The organism is Bradyrhizobium sp. cf659, assembly GCF_900113725.1.
Lineage (GTDB): Bacteria > Pseudomonadota > Alphaproteobacteria > Rhizobiales > Xanthobacteraceae > Bradyrhizobium.
In genome coordinates this window covers 562,715-580,518 of sequence record NZ_FOQJ01000004.1, presented here as the reverse complement: position 1 = coordinate 580,518, position 17,804 = coordinate 562,715, and the positions used below count along the sequence as shown (strand labels likewise).

Sequence of the window (17,804 nt, the reverse complement as noted above, 5' to 3'; positions counted from 1 at the left end):
CGGGGCCCCCTACTCCACCCGGCCGATCTTCTTCACCGCCGTGATCAGGCGCGCACTGTCGTCGGCGACGAAACGCGAGAACTCCGGCGCGTCCTGATAGGCGACGAGACTGCCGGAGGCCTCGAAGGTTTTGAGAACCTCCGGACTCGTCATCACCTGCGCCATGGCCTCGCGCAGCCGGGTCGCGATCGGCGCAGGAAGAGAGCTCTGTGCAAACAGCCCGGCCCAGATGTACATCTCGACATCCTTGTAGCCGAGTTCCTGGAAGGTCGGCACGTCGGGGAAGCTCGCGATGCGTCGCGCACCGCAATTACCGAGCACGCGCAGCTTGCCGTCGTCGACTTGCGGCTTCAGCGTGCCGGGCGCGGCCGCGATTGCCTGCACGGTGCCGCTGAGCAACGCGGTGAGCGCGGGACCCGCGCCGCGGAACGGCACATGCAGCAACTTGATGCCGGCGCTGTTCGCAAACATCTCCATCGCCACGTGCAGCGTGCCGTACGGTCCGGACGAGCCATAGGTGATCTGGCCCGGCCGCTTCTTCGCGTCCTCGATGAAATCCTGCGCGGTCTTCCATGGCGCCGAGACCGGCACCGCGAGCAGCGTCGGATCGGCGAGCACGCGCGCGATCGGCATGAACTGCGAGACTTCATAGGCGACGGGACGGTCGAACAGCCGGTCGGCCTCCGGCAGCACCGCGAGCGACGAAAGGGTCATCAGCAGCGTGTAACCGTCAGGCTCGGCGCGCGCCGCCGCGGCATTGCCGACCGATCCACCTCCGCCTCCGGCGCGGTTGTCGACGATCACGGGCTTGCCGAGGATCCGCTCCAGCGCCATGGCCACGGGGCGCGCGGCGAGATCGGCCTGGCCGCCGGCCGGAAACGGCACGATCATGGTGATGTTGCGGGCCGGATAGCTCTGCGCGAACGCCTGATCCGGTGACGCAGCCCGCAACAACGGCAATGCCGCAACCGCGCGCAAGAGATCGCGTCGATCCATGATGGTCCCTCCCCTCGATTTTCTTTGTTTCGCAGCTAGCCTAGCGTGGCGATCGGCAAGAACAAGACGTTTACGAAGTGTTAACCATGTCGGGTCCGGCTCGGAACACATCCCTTCGCTCGCTGTTGCCCTCCCAGGGAGTGAGTGATGCGCAATCTTCGGACCATTGACGTCGCGTTGGACGAGATGCTGGTGAATCTCGCTGCGATCGTGCTGCGGCTGTCAAAGCCCGAGGTGACGCGAACCCCGGAAGCGCGGCGCGCATTGGCACAATCGGTCCACCAATACGCAGTCTGCGCGGCACACTCGACGGATCCGCGCGTCCACGAATTGAAATCGGAGCTGGAAGAGACGCTGAGGCCGAACTTGCGAATTGTCGCAAGCAACGGCGTGAAGGTGTCGTAGTCACACCGCCCTGGATTTTCCGCGCGTCCGCCGCTTGCAGGTGCCCGGCAGCTTTGCCGCGAGAAAATCGCCGAGCGCTTCGACGCGCGCGGGGCGTGGGCCGCCGGGCGGCGTCACCAGGTGCACGGCGCCTTCGGCCTGCTTCCAGTCCTTCAGGATCACCTCGACCTCGCCGGAGGAGATGGCCTCGCCGACGATGAATTCGGGAAGCTCGGCGATGCCGAGGCCGGCGATCAGCGCCGGCATCACCGCTTCGCCGTTGTTGACGCGAAGCTGCCCGCCCGGGCGCACGCTCGCCTGCTCGCCGGCGGAATTGGTGTAGTGCCAGACATTGGGCGTCGAGAGATAGGCGTAGCTGAAGCATTTGTGCTCGGCCAGATGCATCGGATGCGTCGGGCGGCCGTGGCGCTTGAGGTAGGACGGCGCCGCCACCGTGAACCGCGGCATGGTGAACAGCTGCCGTGCGATCAGCGAGGAATCCGGCAGCCGCGCGATCCGCACCGCCATGTCGAAGCCCTCGCCGATCAGGTCGATGGTCGCATCGCTCAGATGCAGATCGACCGAGACTTCAGGATAGGTCTCGAAGAACTCCGGCAGCAGCGGCGCCACCGCCTTGATCCCGAACGTCATGGGCACGGCGAGCCGCACCAGCCCGCGCGGCGCCACCGACTGCGCCAGCGCCTCGTTCTCCGCCGCCTCGCCGTCGGCCAGCAGACGCGTGGCGCGCTCGGCCAGCTTGTGCCCGGCATCGGTCAGCGCGAGCCGGCGCGAGGTGCGGTTGAACAGCCGTGCGCCGAGCCGCTCCTCCAGCCGGGTGACGGCCTTCGACACCGTCGCCTTGGACATCGCGAGCTCGCTCGCGGCGCCCGCAAACGACCGTAATTCCACGACTTTTGCGAAAACCGCGAGCGCCTCGAAATCGGGGAGTTTTGCCATGGGGCCGGTCCAATCAGGCTATTTAGGGAAACAATGCGTTTCAACAGTTTCTATTTTTATACCACAGGCGAAGGCTTATCCAAGGGTCAATCGCAAACCCACGGAATGGAGAAATCCAATGACCAAGAAGCTCTCAGGCAAGGTTGCCCTCGTCACCGGCGGCTCGCGCGGCATCGGCGCGGCCTCCGCCCGCGCACTCGCCGATGAAGGCGCGGATGTCGCCATCAGCTATGTCGCCTCGCCCGATAAGGCTGAAGCGGTCGTCACCGAGCTGAAGGCAAGGGGCGTCAAGGCCCGTGCCTTCAAGGCCGACCAGGCTTCCGCCAAGGACGTCACGAAGCTCGTCAATGACGTCGCGAAGGAATTCGGCCATCTCGACATTCTCGTCAACAATGCCGGCGTCGCCGCGGGCGGTGCGATCGACGATGCCAATGCCGACACCGACGCCCTCGCCCGCCAGGATTCGGTCAACGTGCACGGCGTGATCGCGGCGATCCGCGCCGTCTCGCAGTTGATGGGCGAAGGCGGCCGCATCGTCACGGTCGGCTCGATGCTGGCCGACCGCGCCTCGTTCCCCGGCCTTGCCGACTACGTCGCCACCAAGGCGGCCGTGGTCGGCTACACCAAGGGCGTGGCACGCGACCTCGGCCCCCGCGGCATCACCGTCAACGTCGTGCAGCCCGGCTCGATCAACACCGACATGAACCCGGACGACGACCGCGGCTTCGCCGAAGCCCAGCGCAAGCAGCACGCGCTCCAGCGCTTCGGCCGCCCCGAGGAAGTCGCCGCCGGCGTGGTCTTCCTCGCAAGCCCGGAAGCCTCCTTCGTCACCGGCACCGTGCTCAACGTCGACGGCGGGTTCGGCGCCTGATCAAGGCGCCACCCGCTCAACCCAAGGAATTACGCAAAGGAATTACGCACATGATCGAACTCAGACCTTTCGCGAAGCTCGGCGGCGCCGATCACGGCTGGCTCAAGGCCAAGCATCATTTCTCCTTCGCAAGCCATTACGACCCGGACAACATGGGCCACGGTGCCTTGCGGGTGTGGAACGACGACGAGATCGCGCCGAACACCGGTTTTCCCGCCCATCCCCACGCCAACATGGAAATCATCACCTATGTGCGCGAAGGCGCGATCACCCATCAGGACAGCCTCGGCAACGAGGGACGCACCGAGGCGGGCGACGTGCAGGTGATGAGCGCCGGCAGCGGCATCCGCCATTCCGAATACAATCTCGAGCCGAGCAAGACCCGGATCTTCCAGATCTGGATCGAGCCGACGTCGCGCGGCGGACAGCCGACCTGGGGCTCGAAGCCGTTCCCGAAGGCAGACCGCACCGGCAAGCTCGTCACCATCGCGAGCGGTTTCGAGGACGACACGGACGCGCTGCCGATCCGCGCCGATGCCCGGGTGCTCGCCACCACGCTGAAGGCCGGCGAGAGCGCGGAGTACGAGCCGCAGAAGTCGCGGCATCTTTATCTGGTGCCCGCGGCGGGCTCAGTCGAGATCAACGGCGTGCGCGTCAACGCCCGCGACGGCGCCGCGATCCGCGACGAGAGCAGGCTGAAGATCACGGCCCTGGAGGATTCAGAGCTCGTGCTCGTCGACGCGGCGTAAAGCGCCACACACGAACTCGTCATGCCCGGCCTTGAGCCGGGCATCCATCGCCTTCGCCAGAGTCGTTGAAGAGCGACGGGTTGCCGGGTCAAGCCCGGCAACGACGGCGAACAGAACAACTCATCATTCAACGGAGACCACCATGACCAAAGTTCTCGTCCTGTATTATTCCGCCTACGGCCATATCGAAGCGATGGCCAATGCCGTTGCCGAAGGCGCGCGCGAAGCCGGCGTCACCGTCGACGTCAAGCGCGTGCCCGAGCTGGTTCCGGCCGAGGTCGCGAAAGCCTCCTACTACAAGGTCGATCAGGCCGCGCCGATCGCCAAGATCGAGGACCTCACCAATTACGACGCGATCATCGTCGGCACCGGCACGCGCTTCGGCCGTATGTCCTCGCAGATGGCGAACTTTTTGGACCAGGCCGGCGGGCTCTGGGCCAAGGGCGCGCTGCACGGCAAGGTCGGCGGCGCCTTCACCTCCAGCGCGACCCAGCATGGCGGCCAGGAGACGACGCTGTTCTCGATCATCACCAACCTCCTGCATTTCGGCATGGTCGTGGTCGGCATGAACTACGGCTTCGCCGGCCAGATGAAGCTCGACGAGGTCACCGGCGGCGCGCCCTACGGCGCCACCACGATCACCGGCGGTGACGGCAGCCGCCAGCCCAGCGCCAACGAGTTCGCCGGCGCGCGCTATCAGGGGCGCCAGATCGCGGAGACCGCCAGGAAGCTGCACGGCTAGCTGCACGGCTGAGCCTCGCAGTTGAGCTTTACGATCGACTGCATGGCTGATGCGACGCGGGCGGCATTCTCATTCGGGGATGCCGCCCCCATCTCTGTGGGCAGGATATTTGACCAAAAGCGATACGAATGGCTTTCGAACTCTTGTTGATAGCACAGATGATCCGCAAGCCCGCGCAGGCGCTGGCGCGCCGCTGGTATTGCCGCAGCCTGTTCCGCGCCTCGCGCGGCCGCTTTCAGTGCGCCGGGTGCACGCGGTCGTAAGGCGCGTGTGACCCGCTAGGCCTGCGTGATGTCGGCGTGGGACGGCGTCGGATCTGTAAGGACAGGTGCAGCCGCCGTCGACAGCCACCAGCCCTCACCGGCGAACCAGCATGTCTCGTCGGGGGCGCCTTCTCTCCGCAAAGACTGCACGCTTTCCCATCCTCTCGCGAACGCGTCGGCCAATCGCCGGCCGGCGTCCGCATCCTGCAATCCCGCGCAGCCGATGAACTGGGCACGGCTGAGGAATTTCGCCGGCCAGACCGCGCCGTCGTCCGGGCGCGTGATCATCAGCATGCCGCCGAGCATGCCTTCGGGCGCGAGCGGAAACACCAGCCGCCCGCCGGGCCGCAGCGCATCGAGCCATTCCGCAGCCGGCTGCGCCGCACCCGCGCAGACATAGATCACGTCGGCTTTGGGCAGATCGGACGCGATGCCCGAACGGTCGCGCACATCCGCATGGGCGATGTCCTTGAGATTTTCGCGCGCGAGCCCTGCCAGACGTTCGTCGATCTCATAGGCATGGACGCGGCCGCCGGGGCCGACGAGATGCGCCAGGATCGCGGTGTAATAGCCGCTACCCGCGCCGATCTGGATCACGGTCTCGCCTTCCTTCACGGCGCAGCCGCCGAGCCAATAGGCGTGCGCACCGGGCATCCCGATATTGAGGCCTCGCGCACTGTCGAGCGCCAGCAGCGTGTTCTGATAGAGGAACGCGGGATCATCATCGGGCGTCACGACATAGGGGTGGCCACCGAGAGCGATCGACCACGGCCCGGGCCCGGCGAAAGGCTCGCGCCTCACGGTCCGAAAGGCCTCCTCGATGCGGGGATCCGCGGCCTTCGCCGCGGCGCAGATCAACTGCGCATAGAATGCGCGATATTTTGCCGAACGATCTTCCATGTCGCCTCCGGGAAATGGAGGCGACGATAACACAACGCACGCGATAATCGGAAGTTCTGCGCAATCAAGGGCTTTGTGACGGCGTCGTGACCTGTCGATCGCGCAGGCCGCGCCTCAACCGCGCTCGGCTTTCTTCCTGATAAGGTCTTTGCCGATCGGCCGCGCCGGTTCGCTCCGCAGCACCAGCGAGGTCGTGACAGCACCGAAGCCGGCAATGCGATCCACGATCGTCTCGAGATCTTCCGGCGCCGGAACCAGCACCTTCAGCACGAAGCAGTCATCGCCGGTCACGCGATGGACTTCGACAATGTGGGGAATCTCGCTGAACCGTTTGAGGCAGGTCTTGATGTGCTCATGCGAGGTGCGCAGGCGCACCAGCGCCATCAGGCCGAGCCCGAGCGCGCGCGGGTTGATGCGGGCGCCGTAGCCTTCGATGATCCCGGCTTCCTCGAGCCGCTTGACGCGTTCGGAGACGGCCGGCTGGGACAGCCCTACGGAACGGCCAAGCTCGGACAACGGCACGCGCGCATTGGCTTGCAGCGCCTCCAGGATCTTCAAGTCCTTGGCATCGATGCTCCCGAAGCGATCCAACAAAATTCTCCATTCCGCCTTGAGATCATCGGCGGACCGTCGATTCCGCCGATGACTTGCCATGTGATGCAGGACCACGATCGGTCACACTGCGACGTCACCTCAGATATCATGGGACGATCATGCACGACATCATCTCGTTGCCCGGTCTCGGCGGCTCCGGAAGCACCCATTGGCAGACACACTGGGAGCGCTCCGACGCACGCTTCACACGATTTCAGCCGGCGAGCTGGGACCAGCCCGACCTCCATGACTGGAAGCAATCCCTGGAGCGAGCGGTCGGGCACCGCGCGAAGCCGCCTGTGCTGGTTGCACACAGCCTTGCCTGCCTGCTGGTGGCGCACTGGGCCGCTCGCTTCCCATCCGCGATTGCGGGTGCGTTTCTGGTCGCGGTCCCCGATCCGGACGGCGCCAATTTCCCCTCGGAAGCCGCCTCGTTCAAGCCGGTCCCGGACCGCACGCTACGCTTTCCCTCGCTCATCATCGCCAGCACGAATGATCCCTATGGCGAGCTCGAGGTGACCCAGCGACGGGCGCGCGCCTGGCAGTCCGGCTTGATCGTGCCGGGCGCCCTCGGCCACATCAATGCGTCGAGCGGGCTCGGCGACTGGCCGCAGGGTCGCGCGTTGCTGGATGCCTTCTGCGCAGGCCTTTCGAAATGATGAGCGAAAAGGGGGCGCTGTCAGCGCGTGCCCTTGCCTATCGCCCGCGCCGCGACGGCGGCGAGCCTGGGGTGGCGGCGCAGGCCCTGCGCGGCATGGTCGCGCCACGCGTAAGGCGCGCCGCGCCAGGACAGCGCGACGCTGACGTCGGTCAACGGCACCGGCTCGGCGCCGAAGCGGCGCTTGTAGTCCTGGTTGCCGATGCTGAGATCGAAACGGCGCACGCCCTCGGCATGCAGCGCCGCCATGGTGCGCTCGGTGACGAGCAGCCCCGGCGAGCAGCTCGACCATGAATCGCCGGCGTGGCTGATGCGCAGCAGGAAATAGGTCGCACCATGCCTGACGCCGAGCGTGGTGGCAACGACACTCTCGTCGCACACCAGCGCCGAGACGACGGCATAACCATCCGCAACACCCTGGCGAGCGACCTCGCGATAGAATCGGGCGTGAGTGTCGTCGTTGAGGACGAACCGCGAGCCGAGCTTGCGCATGCGCGCCTGCTGCTGGGCATCCATCACGTCCAGCAGCTCATGCGCGCGCGTGGCGTCCGCGGCGATCTCGAAGCGCGCGCCGGCATGACGGCTGAACACGCGCCAGCAGCGCGGCATCTGCATGCGCTTGATCGAGGCCTGATAGTCGTCATAGTTGTCGCCCGTCAGCACGAGATTGCCGTTCAGCGAGCTGGATCCGATACGGCCGAGCGACACCAGCGGGTTCGGCTTGCCGCCGACATGCGCCGGCATCTTCCTCAGGCGCAGCAGGTCGAAGCGGTCGGGCAAGGCACGCAACGCGTCGACCAGCGCCTGGCCGATCGCAACCATCGCCGCCGCATCCAGCGCGGCATCGAGCGCCAGGATCGGCGCGTTGTTGTCGGAGACGCCGAGGTCGGCGAACTCGACGACGCGGATGCCGCGCCTGACATGGCTGGTCATCGGCACCACCGCGATGTCCTGGCCGGTCGCGGCATCGGAGATCACGGCGATCAGCGGCGCGAGATCGTGAAACGCATCGTACCAGGCGCCGAGCCAGTAACCGTGCTGGAAGGCGGTGCGATGGCCGGCATTCAGGCGCAATGCGGCCTGCCGCCAGTCACGCACGAAATCGACCGCGATTCCCGACGTGCTGGACACCCGATCATCTGGTTGCTGGACGCTGAGAAACGTCATCCGCGGGTCATGCAGTTACTGAGTGTTTCCAGATAGATTATGTTTGCCGCAGACCACAAGTGACGTCGCGGCATATCGTTAAGCCTATGCCACTACGACGGTCCCGACTGCGACAAGCTGTCCGCGCGCGGTTCCGTTTGCTCGACGCACTGGAACCTGGCCAGGAAGTGCAGACCGGCCACGGCAAGCGCGAACATGAACCAGATCGGATTCTGCCGTTCGAGCAGGAAGGTCTCGGTGGTCCCGTAATACAGGCCGAACAGCCACACGGTCAGGAACAGTTTTACCAGCGCAGCGCTGCGGTTGTGAGCCTGGGCCGACTGGAAATTGTGGAGCGGCGCGAGCACGAAGACGAGGATGACGAGCAGCAAGCCCGGCAGGCCGATGGTGACCGCGAGGTCGAGATAGCTGTTGTGGCTATGCGCAGCGGACGTCGCCCATTCGGCGCCCTGGGCGGTCTGCCGCGCCGTCACGTCGTCCCAGAAGGCCGCATAGCCGTGGCCAATGATCGGCTTTTCGGCGACGGCTGCGAGCGCGAACTCCCAGATGTCGGAACGGCCGGTGAAAGTGGGATCGAGGGGAAGCAGCCGAGTCATGGCGCCGAGCGACGGGCTCACGGCACTGCCGACCGTCAGCAGGTTCATCACGATCAGCGGCACGAAGCAAATGAGCCGCTTCAGCCACAGGCTTGGTGTGACACAGACCAGCGAGGCGAGGGCGTAGATCGCAAGGCACAGCACCGATGACGTCTTGCCGCCGGTGAAGATCAGGAAGATGCCGGCCAGCGCGGCGATCGTCGGTCCCATCACGAACGACCCGGCGGCGCAGAGGTAGATGCCGACATAGACCAGGATGGTCATCACCGGCGATGCGACGTTCTTGTGGCCGAAACTGCCGCGCCAGTCGCCGGCGAGCTGCGGCTCGGTGACATCGAGCGTCGTGTGCATGGAATATTGCGGCGCGAGGAAGACGCCGAGATAGCACAGCGCCAGCAGCACGAGCGCGGCGGCACCGAGGCACAGGTTGAAGCTGCGCTGCGTCGGCGGCAGCAATGGCAACAGAACGGCGAGCGACGTCACGCTGGCCGCGAGCACGAAGCGCTGCATCGAAACGCCGCGGCTCTCAGAGAAGACGATGTTGATCAACAGCCAGCCGACGAGGCAGAGATGCAGCGGGGTCACCAGGCTCTTCAGCGCGGGCGCATCCGTGACGGCGACGAACGGCACCGCGACCGCAGCCAGCAGGCCCCAGGAAATATAGGTGAGCGCCATTCGCCCGCCGACGACGGCGGTAACATCGGGATTGCGCAAATCGGGAAACGGATCGAGCGTCACCAGCACGAGGAGCAGGGCCGCAACCGCCACGAGGCAGCGCGCCGCCAGCACGGCATTCAGGCCGGCGAGCCCATCGCGCAGGACGTGGCCGAACGATCGGGCCTCGACGTCGGTCATGTCAGCGGCGCTGCGATCCATGGCTCAAGGCCGGCCTAGTGAACCCGGGGAAGCAAGCGCCAAGTCTTAGCCCGTCCCCGTTAACCATCCGTCAACCAGCAGGCCGGATGCGTCGGACACCTTCTGCTGCCGCGCCACGCTTCGCGCGATCTCGTAATATTGCAGCGCCCGCTGTTCCAGCGTGAGATTGTCGAGCACGAAGCCGCGCGGATCGAACGTGTCAGCGGCGCAGCCGGTCCAGAAATCGTCCCATGCCGCCTCGAACCCGGCGGTGTCGGCGAACCTGGCGCCGCAACGGTGATCCCAGTACGGCACCGACGACACCGGCTCGAACTTCACCCGATGCGGATAATAATCGGGATCCCGCCACGGCCCGCCAGGGTCCCAGGCGAACACCGGCACGCCGCAGGACAACGCCTGCTGATAGGCGATGCCCTGGCTTTCGTTCTGGCACAGGAAGATCATCGCGCGCGAACGCGCCAGCGCGGCCTGATAGTCCTCTTCCTTGTAGCTGCCGTAGCGCAGCTCCGTGAACGAGCGCCCCTCCTTGAGGAGCCGGGCGCGGACAGGCTCGATCAACTCCGGCGCATAGCGCTCGCGGTCCCAGTGGACCTTGTCGTAGATCAGCACGTCGACGGCCTTCTGCGAGGCGCGCGACGGCGCCCAGAGATCCGTATCGATGCCGACGGGCCAGGCCTCCGTGTCGGGCCAATACGGCCGGTACATGTCGACGTACCACGGGCCGGGCACCACGACCTTCTTCACCGGCAGGCGCCTGAACAGGTCGGGGTCGTCGAGCGGATGATTGTGGGCGGCGACGCCGAGCAGGATCGGATTCTTCCACGCGAACTTGTCGAGCAGGAAGGTGCGACCGATGATGCAGGCGACCTCCTCGGGATGTTGCGCGATGTAGCCGTAGTCGTTGACGCGGTAGCGGATGCCGAGTCGATTGAGCCCTGCGCAGAGATTGAGGAACACGCGAAGCTGCCCGCTCATGCGCGGCTCGCCGAGCAGCATGCGGCGCGCCATGCGCCGCAGATGCCGGTCGCCGGGAAACCAGCGATCGTCCTTGTCCTCGTAGAAGAGGTTGAGGACCATGTCGTCGGGATCGTAGTCGAATGTCGTTGCGGGCACTGGAATCCATCCGCGGCAGCCGGATGCGCATTCTCGCATGGGACCGGCTGTCGCACTCCTCCAAATTTGCCACAGGCTTAATGCCGGCGGCTTAACGTTATTCTGCGAAACCGGCCTCGCGCGGGCCTTCCGAGAAACGATTTCGCCGTAATGCGAGTATCATCCGCGGCGGCCAAGGTTGCGATCGATCGCGTCTGCAGATGCGCCCTGGTTAACAGATTCTTAAAGACGAGCCGCAGCTTGATCACCGCCGAAGACGTTCTCGATTTACCGGTCAGCTCACGCGTGGCGACGCCGGCGCGCCTTCCGCTGCCGGTGGGCTCGACCACATCGGTGTCCGTCGTCATTCCCGCCAAGAACGTTGCAGCCTATGTCGGCGAAACCCTCGCCAGCGCACTGGCGCAAGGCGAGGTGACCGAGGTGATCGTCGTGGACGACGGTTCGACCGACAACACCATTGCGATCGTCCGCGCCATTCGCGACCCGCGGCTGCGCCTGATGACCAACGATTCCGCCGGGGTATCCGCCGCACGCAATCTCGGCGCGCGGCATGCCAGCGGCGAGTGGCTGCTCTTCCTCGATGCCGACGACCGCATGCGCCCCGGCGCGGTGGCAGCACTGCTGGCGGCAGCGCGCGGAGCTCCGCGCGCCGTCCTCGTCTACGGCGACTACAACACGATCGATAGCGAGGGACGGCAGATCGGCAGGCGCAACCTCTTGAAAGGACGCCGCAAGCCCTCCGGCGACGTGCTGACGCGGCTCGCGGCCGGCAATTTCATCGTCAATGGCGGCATCGCGCTCGCGCGTGCGGAGGCCTTCCGCGCCATAGGCGGCTTCGACACCTCCCTCAGATATTGCGAGGACTGGCACTGCTGGTGCCGCCTTGCCGCGATCGGCGAGTTCGAGTTCGCACCAAAGCTTCTGCTCGACTATCGCCTGCACACGGCCAACACCATGAACGCGGCGATACGGACACCGCAGGATTTCTTCCCCGCGATCGCGCGGGTCTTCGACGACGGACTGATCCTGGCGAGATTGCCCGAGGGCACGGCAGCCCGGCTGCGGCAGGCGGCCGAGATCCATCTCGTCACCTATTCGGCGATGCAGGCGGTCCGCTTCGGCAGATATCGCGAGGCCTTCACCTATCTCGGGATGGTCGGCCGCCGCTCGCTCAACCCGCTGCCGCGCTCCGCGCTCAGGGTCGCCCTCGCCTGCTTTGGCATCTAGCCCGCCACCATGCCGTCAGGACACGATCTTCGAGGCCTCATAGGGCTTCGGCTCGATGCCGAGCGCCGCCAGCAAGGAGCCGAGTGCGACCATCACGGGATGCATCGCGACGACGGCCTTCGACGTCGTCAGCAGGCGGACCGCGCGTACTAAAGACAGCGGCAGCCGGCCGAGCATCTGCGCAAACACCCGCACCCGCGCCGCCACGCCCTGCGCGGTCTTGTACTGCACACGGTAATTGATCGCGCCGATGCGCACACCGCGCTTTGCGATCCAGCCGAGACTGGTGCGGCTTTGTGGCACGGTCTCGGTGATGACCGCCTCCGTCGTCCAGTGGAATGTCATGCCGGCATCGCGGCAACGCACGAAGAAGTCGCAATCGCCGCCGCCGAGGAAATTGAAGCGCAGATCGAAGGCCGGACTGCCGAGGCGGTCGAACGCCGCACGCGTGATCAGACAATTGCCGCAGCCATAGATCAGCGGCACCGCGCCGCTGTAGTCGTAGGCGGGGCGGAAGGCGGGATGACGCGAAAGCCAGGGCTGGCTGTCGTCGTCGAACACGGGCAGCACGGGCCCGCCGACCACGTCGGCGCCGGTCGCCTCCGCGGTGCGAACCATCAGCTCCAGCCAGTCGGGCGAGGCGATCTCGTCGTCGTCGATCATCAGGAAGCGGGTCGCAGCGGGAAACAGCGCCTGCGCCGTCTCGAACGCAGCGTTGATCGCCTGACAGTTACCCTGCCGCTGCTCGACAAGGCAGATGCCCTGGAGCCGGCCGGCGGCGAGATACTCCGCGGCAACCGGCGCACTCTCGCGCCGCGCGGCATCGTTCTCCACCATGACGACAGCGAAGGAACGCGGGGTTCGCTGGCTCGCCAGCGATTCCAGCGTCAGCCGCAGATGCTGCGGGCGGCGGAAGCAGGGAATGCAGACGACAATGCCGACCGACAGGTCGATGACGCGAGAACTCGCCGCGATCTCCCGGCTGGGATCGCGCACGGCATCCGAGAGCCGGCTGGCGGACAGGTCTGTCGGGATCAGCGTCATGGCGTTCTAGATGCCCGAGATATGTTGAAAAAGCCCTGCGTCAATCGCATGAGCCGGTACCGTCCCGTGAGGGCACAGTGCCACGGGACAGATGCGTGCCAAAGTGAACAGCCGGATCGAGGCGCGAAACGGCACCATTCCGCGGATCTCTCGACGATGCAGACCTGCCGCCATGCGCTTAACCGCTTTCGGGTGTTTTCCCTGCAAATCCATGCACGCGTGGTACTGCAATTCGCAGTCCATCCTCCGCGGACGGCGCGATACGGACGATGCTGTAGTTAACGCCCATGCGCATTAACCGGACCGTAAGCACCGCGACCGGTGAAGTGGCGCGGCATCAGTTTTGCTCTTCGGGGATGCGAGATTTTTCCTGTAAATTTGAGTCGAACAAGCGCGGTCAGAAAATATGAACAAGCCAGCCACGATCGATTTCGCGACAGCCACGGCAATCCAAATCCCCGCGGCGACCGCACAAGCCCAGGCGCTGCACGATCTGGTCCCCGGCGAAGCCCGCGACAGCCTAGTCGCCGTCCACGACGTATTGCGCCGCGAACTGCCGCAGGGCCGGCTCGCCATCTATGAAGCCGGCGGCGGCTCGTGCAGCGTTCTGCCGCCGGAATTCCCGAGCCGCAGCCGGGTCACCGTCGTCGACATCGACGAGGACCAGGTCCGCAACAACACCTACGCGGACGAAGCCATCCTCGGCGACGTGCAGACCTACGCCTTCGGCCGCGAAACCTTCGATCTCGTGATCTGCTACAACGTGATCGAGCATCTGCCCAACGTCGACGCTGCCCTCCTGAACTTTCGCGACGCACTCAAGCGCGGCGGGATGATCCTGATCGGCGCACCCAATCCGCGCTCGCTGTCCGGCGTCGTCACCAAATACTCGCCGCACTGGTTCCACGTCTGGTTCTACCGGCACATCCGCGGCATCAAGGATGCCGGCCTGCCCGGCGAGCCGCCATTCCCGACCTTCTTCCATCCGCTGGTGACGTTGCCGCGGCTCGAAGCGTTCGCGGCCGCCAATGGCCTCGAAATGATCTACCGCCGTGAGGTCGAGAGTCCGCGCTATCCCGAGATGCGCCGGCGCAAGCCGCTGTTCGCAGCTCTGGTCGATGCCGGCGCCGCAATGCTGAACGCCGTGCTCCCGCCCGGCACCGACGTTCGCCGCGGCGATTATCACGTCATCCTGCGGAAAAGCTGACGATCATGGCGCAGGCAATCGCAGGACGGGCGGAGACTCGCGGCCATGCTGCGCCCGGTAACGAACCGTTAATCTCTGGGGGACCCCGACATCGCGCGTGTCACGGTGACGCGCTGAGCAACGGCGTGCGCTTAAACGCTTTGTTTGCCATTTCGGTGAATAGTCCCTCAATGCGTATGGTTAATTTTCCCTGTTGCGTTGATTGGGCACCTATATCCCGGGTGCGTGGCAAGAAGCGAAGAGTACCCCCTCAGCCCGCGGCAGTTGGAATGGAAGCTGGGGATCATGCTTGACTATAACCAGCCGATAGATCGAGCCAGACCGGAAGCCCCGCAGCAGAGATCCGAGGCCGGCTTCAGCGTGCTGGAGCTGGTCAGCCTGCTTTGGCGGCGAAAGATCGCGATTGCGGCCGCAGCCCTGCTCGGCGCGACGCTTGCCGTCACCGTGGGCAAGAGCGTGACGCCCCGCTACACCGCCACCGCCCAGCTCTATGTCGACCCGCGCGAACTCCAGCTGGTCGACCGCGAACTCACGCCGCGCGCCCAGGACGTCTCCGGCATGTCCATGGTGGTGGAAAGCCAGGCGCGCCTGATCACCTCCAACAGCGTGCTGCTCCAGGTGATCCAGCAGGCTGGTCTCGACAAGGACCCCGAATTCGGCGGCGGCGGCGACGTCAGGAGCCTGATGTCGTCGCTGCTCGGCCTGATCGGGCTTCAGCCCCGCGCGCCCTCCACCGCGGAGACGAGGGAAGTGCAGCTCGCGGCGCTCGACGCGCTGAACCGGCACATCACGATCCGCAAGACCGAGAAGAGCTTCATCGTCGACATCGAGGTCTGGTCGACCGATCCGGCGAAAGCTGCGATGCTCGCCAACACGCTGACCAACGTCTATCTGGCGGATTCGCGCAATTCGCAGGCGCTGGCCGCCCGGCGCGCCACCAGCGACCTGTCCGGCCGCCTCAAGGAGCTGCGCGAGCGGCTGCGCAACGCCGAGACTGCGCTTGCGACCTACAAGGCCCAGAACAATTTCGTCGGCACCCAGGACGCGCTGATCAGCGACCAGCAGCTTTCCGCCAGCAACCAGCGGCTTTCCGCGGCCCGCGCGGCGACGATGGATGCGCAGGCCCGGCTCGACCAGATCGAGGCGAGCCGGCGCACCGCTGCCGATGCCGGCGCGAATTCGGAAGCGCTGCAATCGCCAACCATCGCGAACCTGCGCGCGCAATATGCCGATGCCCGCAAGAAATATGCGGAGCAGGCCGGCGAGCTCGGCCCGCGCCATCCGGCGCTGCGCCAGACCGAGAAGCAGGTCGAGGATCTCAAGCGGACCATCAGCGAGGAGATCGATCGCTTCGCCCAGTCGGCCAAGAACGATCTGACGCGCGCCCGCGACTTTGAAGCCTCGCTCAACCGGGCGCTGGAGGCGCAGAAGCGGCAGAGCGTGCAGCTCAGCCAGGCCTCCGTGCGCCTGCGCGAGCTGGAGCGCGAGGCCGATGCCAGCCGCGACGTCTATCAATCCTTCCTGAAGCGCTCGCGCGAGACCGAGGAGCAGGAGAGCCTGAACACGTCGGCCGCCCGCATCATCGGCGAGGCCACCGTGCCGCAGCGGCGCTCGTTCCCGCCGGCGATGAGCCTGTTCGCCATGATCGGCTTCATCTTCGGCGCGCTCGCGGCTTCGAGCTGGTTCGTCGCCGCCGAGCTCCTGTTCGCTGGCGCACCCACGCCGGCCCGCCGTGAACGCACGCCGGCGCCGCAAGCTCCGCGGGCTCCAGAGACGAGCCGGACTTCGGAGAGTGCCCCGCCTCAGCAGGCATCGCGCACCCCGGAAGTCGCGCAGGCTCTGCCGGAACTCGCCGCGCCATCGCTGCAGCCCGCGATGGTCGAAAGGCCCCTGATCGAAAAGCCGCTGATCGCACGCCTGCAGGAGGCCGACGTCATCCACACGCTGGGTGCCATTCTCGCCACCGGCGGCGGCGTTGATCTGACACGGCTGGGCTGGCCGACGCTGCGCCCCGGCTTTCCCCTGACGACGCTGCTCAATGCCTGGCGCGACATGCGCGCCGCGGTCGCCCGGCGTGCCGGCGGCAAGGCGATGCCGGTGATCGCGCTCGTTGGTGCCAGCGAGACCACCGGACGCAGCGTGACCGCGCTGAATTTCGCGCTCGCGGCCGCGCGCGACGGTGCCCGCGTCCTGATGATCGATGCCGACCATCAGGCACGCTCGCTCTCGAGCAAGATCAACCTTCCCGGCAAGAGCGAGCCGAGCGCACTCGGCTGGCTCTCGATCGGCAGCAAGGCCGCGCGCGAGATCAAGACGGTGAACGGCATCTCGGTGCTGCCGGCCGCCGAAGGCGACGCCGGCAAGGCGACTGATGCCATCCGCAAGGCGATTTCGCAGGCGCGCGCCGCCGGCGGCTATGACCTCGTGATCCTCGACGGCCCCGCGATGCCGCTCCCGGCCGGCGGCCGCAAGCTGCTCGACGACGCCGACGCACTGGTGGCGGTGCTGCCGACCAGCCTCGACATCAACGACAGCCTGGAAGAGATCTTGAACACGCTCGGCCGCGCCGAGCGCAAGCTCGTCGGCGTCGTGCTCGACGAACTCGCCCCCGCAACCCAGGCGCGCCAGCGAGGCAGACAATATGCTTGAGCGCCGCGTCAATCTGGACGGCCGGGCCGCAACCGCCGACGTGCCGCGGATCACCGTCGGCGGCCTTCGCATGGCCGCGCTCGACCTGGAAGCGACCGCCGACTTCATGATCGAGGCGACCGATCCTGACAATCGCATCGGCCGTCCGTTGCACCTGACCTCGGCCAATGGCGAGGTGCTGGCGCGCTGCTCGACCGAGCCGGAGACCGAACGCCTGTTCCGCGGCGCCGACCTGATCAACGCCGACGGCCAGCCCCTGGTCGCGGCCTCGAAGCTGCAATCCTGGTTCCCGCTGCCCGAGCGCGTCGCGACCACGGACCTGTTCCACGTCGTCGCGCGCAAGGCCGAAACGGTCGGCCGCACGTTCTACATGTTCGGCGCCAGCGAGGACGAGAACGCCGCGGCGGTCGAGAATGTCCGCAATCTGTATCCAAACCTGAAGATCGTCGGACACAGCCACGGCTATCTGCGCGGCGAGGCCCTGCGCGCGAAGATCGAGGAGATCAATGCGCTCGCACCCGATTATCTGTGGGTCGCGCTCGGCGTGCCCAGCGAGCAGGCATTCGTGGAGGAATACACGCCGCTGCTGACCAATGTTGGCGTAATCAAGACATCGGGCGGCCTTTTCAACTTTTTGTCGGGCAGCCGCGCCCGTGCGCCGCAATGGATGCAGAAATTCGGCCTCGAATGGGCCTGGCGCACCTGGCTCGAGCCACGCCGCCTGTTCTGGCGCTATTTGACCACCAACCCCCGCGCACTCTATCTTCTCTTCAGCCGCAAACGGCCCTTCAACCGCTGAGAGAAGAGTAGA

Annotated in this window: 17 protein-coding genes; 9 read left to right on the top strand and 8 right to left on the bottom strand. The window is 66.0% G+C overall.

Translation table 11 applies throughout. The features are described 5' to 3' along the window. Positions 1-9 precede the first annotated feature (9 nt). Positions 10-996: a Bug family tripartite tricarboxylate transporter substrate binding protein gene (locus BM118_RS21725; RefSeq protein WP_092187507.1), complete on the bottom strand. Its 987-nt coding sequence runs from the start codon at positions 994-996 to the stop codon at positions 10-12. Positions 997-1,143: 147 nt separating this feature from the next. Between BM118_RS21725 and BM118_RS21720 the strand changes: the two genes are divergently transcribed. Beyond that, positions 1,144-1,401, top strand: coding sequence for a hypothetical protein (locus BM118_RS21720; protein WP_177234539.1), 258 nt, complete (start codon positions 1,144-1,146; stop codon positions 1,399-1,401). On the opposite strand, the gene BM118_RS21715 is transcribed toward BM118_RS21720, so the two are convergent. Next, positions 1,402-2,337 (bottom strand): LysR family transcriptional regulator, encoded by a 936-nt coding sequence (locus BM118_RS21715; RefSeq protein WP_092187505.1) that lies wholly within the window; start codon positions 2,335-2,337, stop codon positions 1,402-1,404. 118 nt (positions 2,338-2,455) lie between these two features. Here BM118_RS21715 and BM118_RS21710 point away from each other — a divergent pair, with 118 nt between their 5' ends. The 3 genes from BM118_RS21710 (at position 2,456) to wrbA (ending at position 4,699) form a co-directional block, all read left to right on the top strand. Further along, positions 2,456-3,208: an SDR family NAD(P)-dependent oxidoreductase gene (locus BM118_RS21710; RefSeq protein WP_092187504.1), complete on the top strand. Its 753-nt coding sequence runs from the start codon at positions 2,456-2,458 to the stop codon at positions 3,206-3,208. 50 nt (positions 3,209-3,258) lie between these two features. Next, positions 3,259-3,957, top strand: a complete 699-nt coding sequence (locus tag BM118_RS21705) for a pirin family protein (protein WP_092187503.1) — start codon at positions 3,259-3,261, stop codon at positions 3,955-3,957. 142 nt (positions 3,958-4,099) lie between these two features. After that, entirely contained in the window at positions 4,100-4,699 is a 600-nt protein-coding gene (wrbA, locus tag BM118_RS21700; RefSeq protein WP_092187502.1) for an NAD(P)H:quinone oxidoreductase, read from the top strand. Between the two features lie 278 nt (positions 4,700-4,977). Here wrbA and BM118_RS21695 read toward each other — a convergent pair whose 3' ends face one another. Together BM118_RS21695 and BM118_RS21690 are read right to left on the bottom strand one after the other, a co-directional pair. Then, the gene (locus tag BM118_RS21695) at positions 4,978-5,862 is read right to left on the bottom strand and encodes a protein-L-isoaspartate O-methyltransferase family protein (protein WP_177234538.1); all 885 of its coding nucleotides are present in this window, start codon (positions 5,860-5,862) and stop codon (positions 4,978-4,980) included. A 114-nt stretch (positions 5,863-5,976) separates the two neighbouring features. Continuing rightward, on the bottom strand, positions 5,977-6,453 hold the full coding sequence (locus tag BM118_RS21690; protein WP_092187500.1) for an Lrp/AsnC family transcriptional regulator: 477 nt from the start codon (positions 6,451-6,453) through the stop codon (positions 5,977-5,979). A 122-nt stretch (positions 6,454-6,575) separates the two neighbouring features. Here BM118_RS21690 and BM118_RS21685 point away from each other — a divergent pair, with 122 nt between their 5' ends. Then, positions 6,576-7,115, top strand: a complete 540-nt coding sequence (locus BM118_RS21685; RefSeq protein WP_092187499.1) for an RBBP9/YdeN family alpha/beta hydrolase — start codon at positions 6,576-6,578, stop codon at positions 7,113-7,115. Between the two features lie 20 nt (positions 7,116-7,135). On the opposite strand, the gene BM118_RS41540 is transcribed toward BM118_RS21685, so the two are convergent. From BM118_RS41540 to BM118_RS21670, 3 genes are all read right to left on the bottom strand, one after another. Further along, the gene (locus BM118_RS41540) at positions 7,136-8,281 is read right to left on the bottom strand and encodes a GNAT family N-acetyltransferase (protein WP_177234537.1); all 1,146 of its coding nucleotides are present in this window, start codon (positions 8,279-8,281) and stop codon (positions 7,136-7,138) included. A 92-nt stretch (positions 8,282-8,373) separates the two neighbouring features. Beyond that, complete coding sequence (locus BM118_RS21675) at positions 8,374-9,753, bottom strand: O-antigen ligase family protein (protein ID WP_092187498.1); 1,380 nt, start codon at positions 9,751-9,753, stop codon at positions 8,374-8,376. A 45-nt stretch (positions 9,754-9,798) separates the two neighbouring features. Beyond that, on the bottom strand, positions 9,799-10,866 hold the full coding sequence (locus tag BM118_RS21670; RefSeq protein ID WP_177234536.1) for a glycosyltransferase: 1,068 nt from the start codon (positions 10,864-10,866) through the stop codon (positions 9,799-9,801). A 240-nt stretch (positions 10,867-11,106) separates the two neighbouring features. Here BM118_RS21670 and BM118_RS21665 point away from each other — a divergent pair, with 240 nt between their 5' ends. Next, complete coding sequence (locus BM118_RS21665; protein WP_177234535.1) at positions 11,107-12,093, top strand: glycosyltransferase; 987 nt, start codon at positions 11,107-11,109, stop codon at positions 12,091-12,093. 15 nt (positions 12,094-12,108) lie between these two features. Here BM118_RS21665 and BM118_RS21660 read toward each other — a convergent pair whose 3' ends face one another. Next, positions 12,109-13,137 (bottom strand): glycosyltransferase family 2 protein, encoded by a 1,029-nt coding sequence (locus tag BM118_RS21660; RefSeq protein ID WP_092187496.1) that lies wholly within the window; start codon positions 13,135-13,137, stop codon positions 12,109-12,111. A 406-nt stretch (positions 13,138-13,543) separates the two neighbouring features. Between BM118_RS21660 and BM118_RS21655 the strand changes: the two genes are divergently transcribed. The 3 genes from BM118_RS21655 (at position 13,544) to BM118_RS21645 (ending at position 17,792) form a co-directional block, all read left to right on the top strand. Next, positions 13,544-14,344, top strand: coding sequence for a class I SAM-dependent methyltransferase (locus tag BM118_RS21655; RefSeq protein WP_092187495.1), 801 nt, complete (start codon positions 13,544-13,546; stop codon positions 14,342-14,344). A 285-nt stretch (positions 14,345-14,629) separates the two neighbouring features. Continuing rightward, positions 14,630-16,993, top strand: a complete 2,364-nt coding sequence (locus BM118_RS21650) for an exopolysaccharide transport family protein (protein WP_092187595.1) — start codon at positions 14,630-14,632, stop codon at positions 16,991-16,993. Further along, positions 16,986-17,792 (top strand): WecB/TagA/CpsF family glycosyltransferase, encoded by an 807-nt coding sequence (locus BM118_RS21645; protein WP_092187494.1) that lies wholly within the window; start codon positions 16,986-16,988, stop codon positions 17,790-17,792. Before BM118_RS21650 ends, BM118_RS21645 begins: the two co-directional genes overlap by 8 nt. Positions 17,793-17,804: the final 12 nt, after the last annotated feature.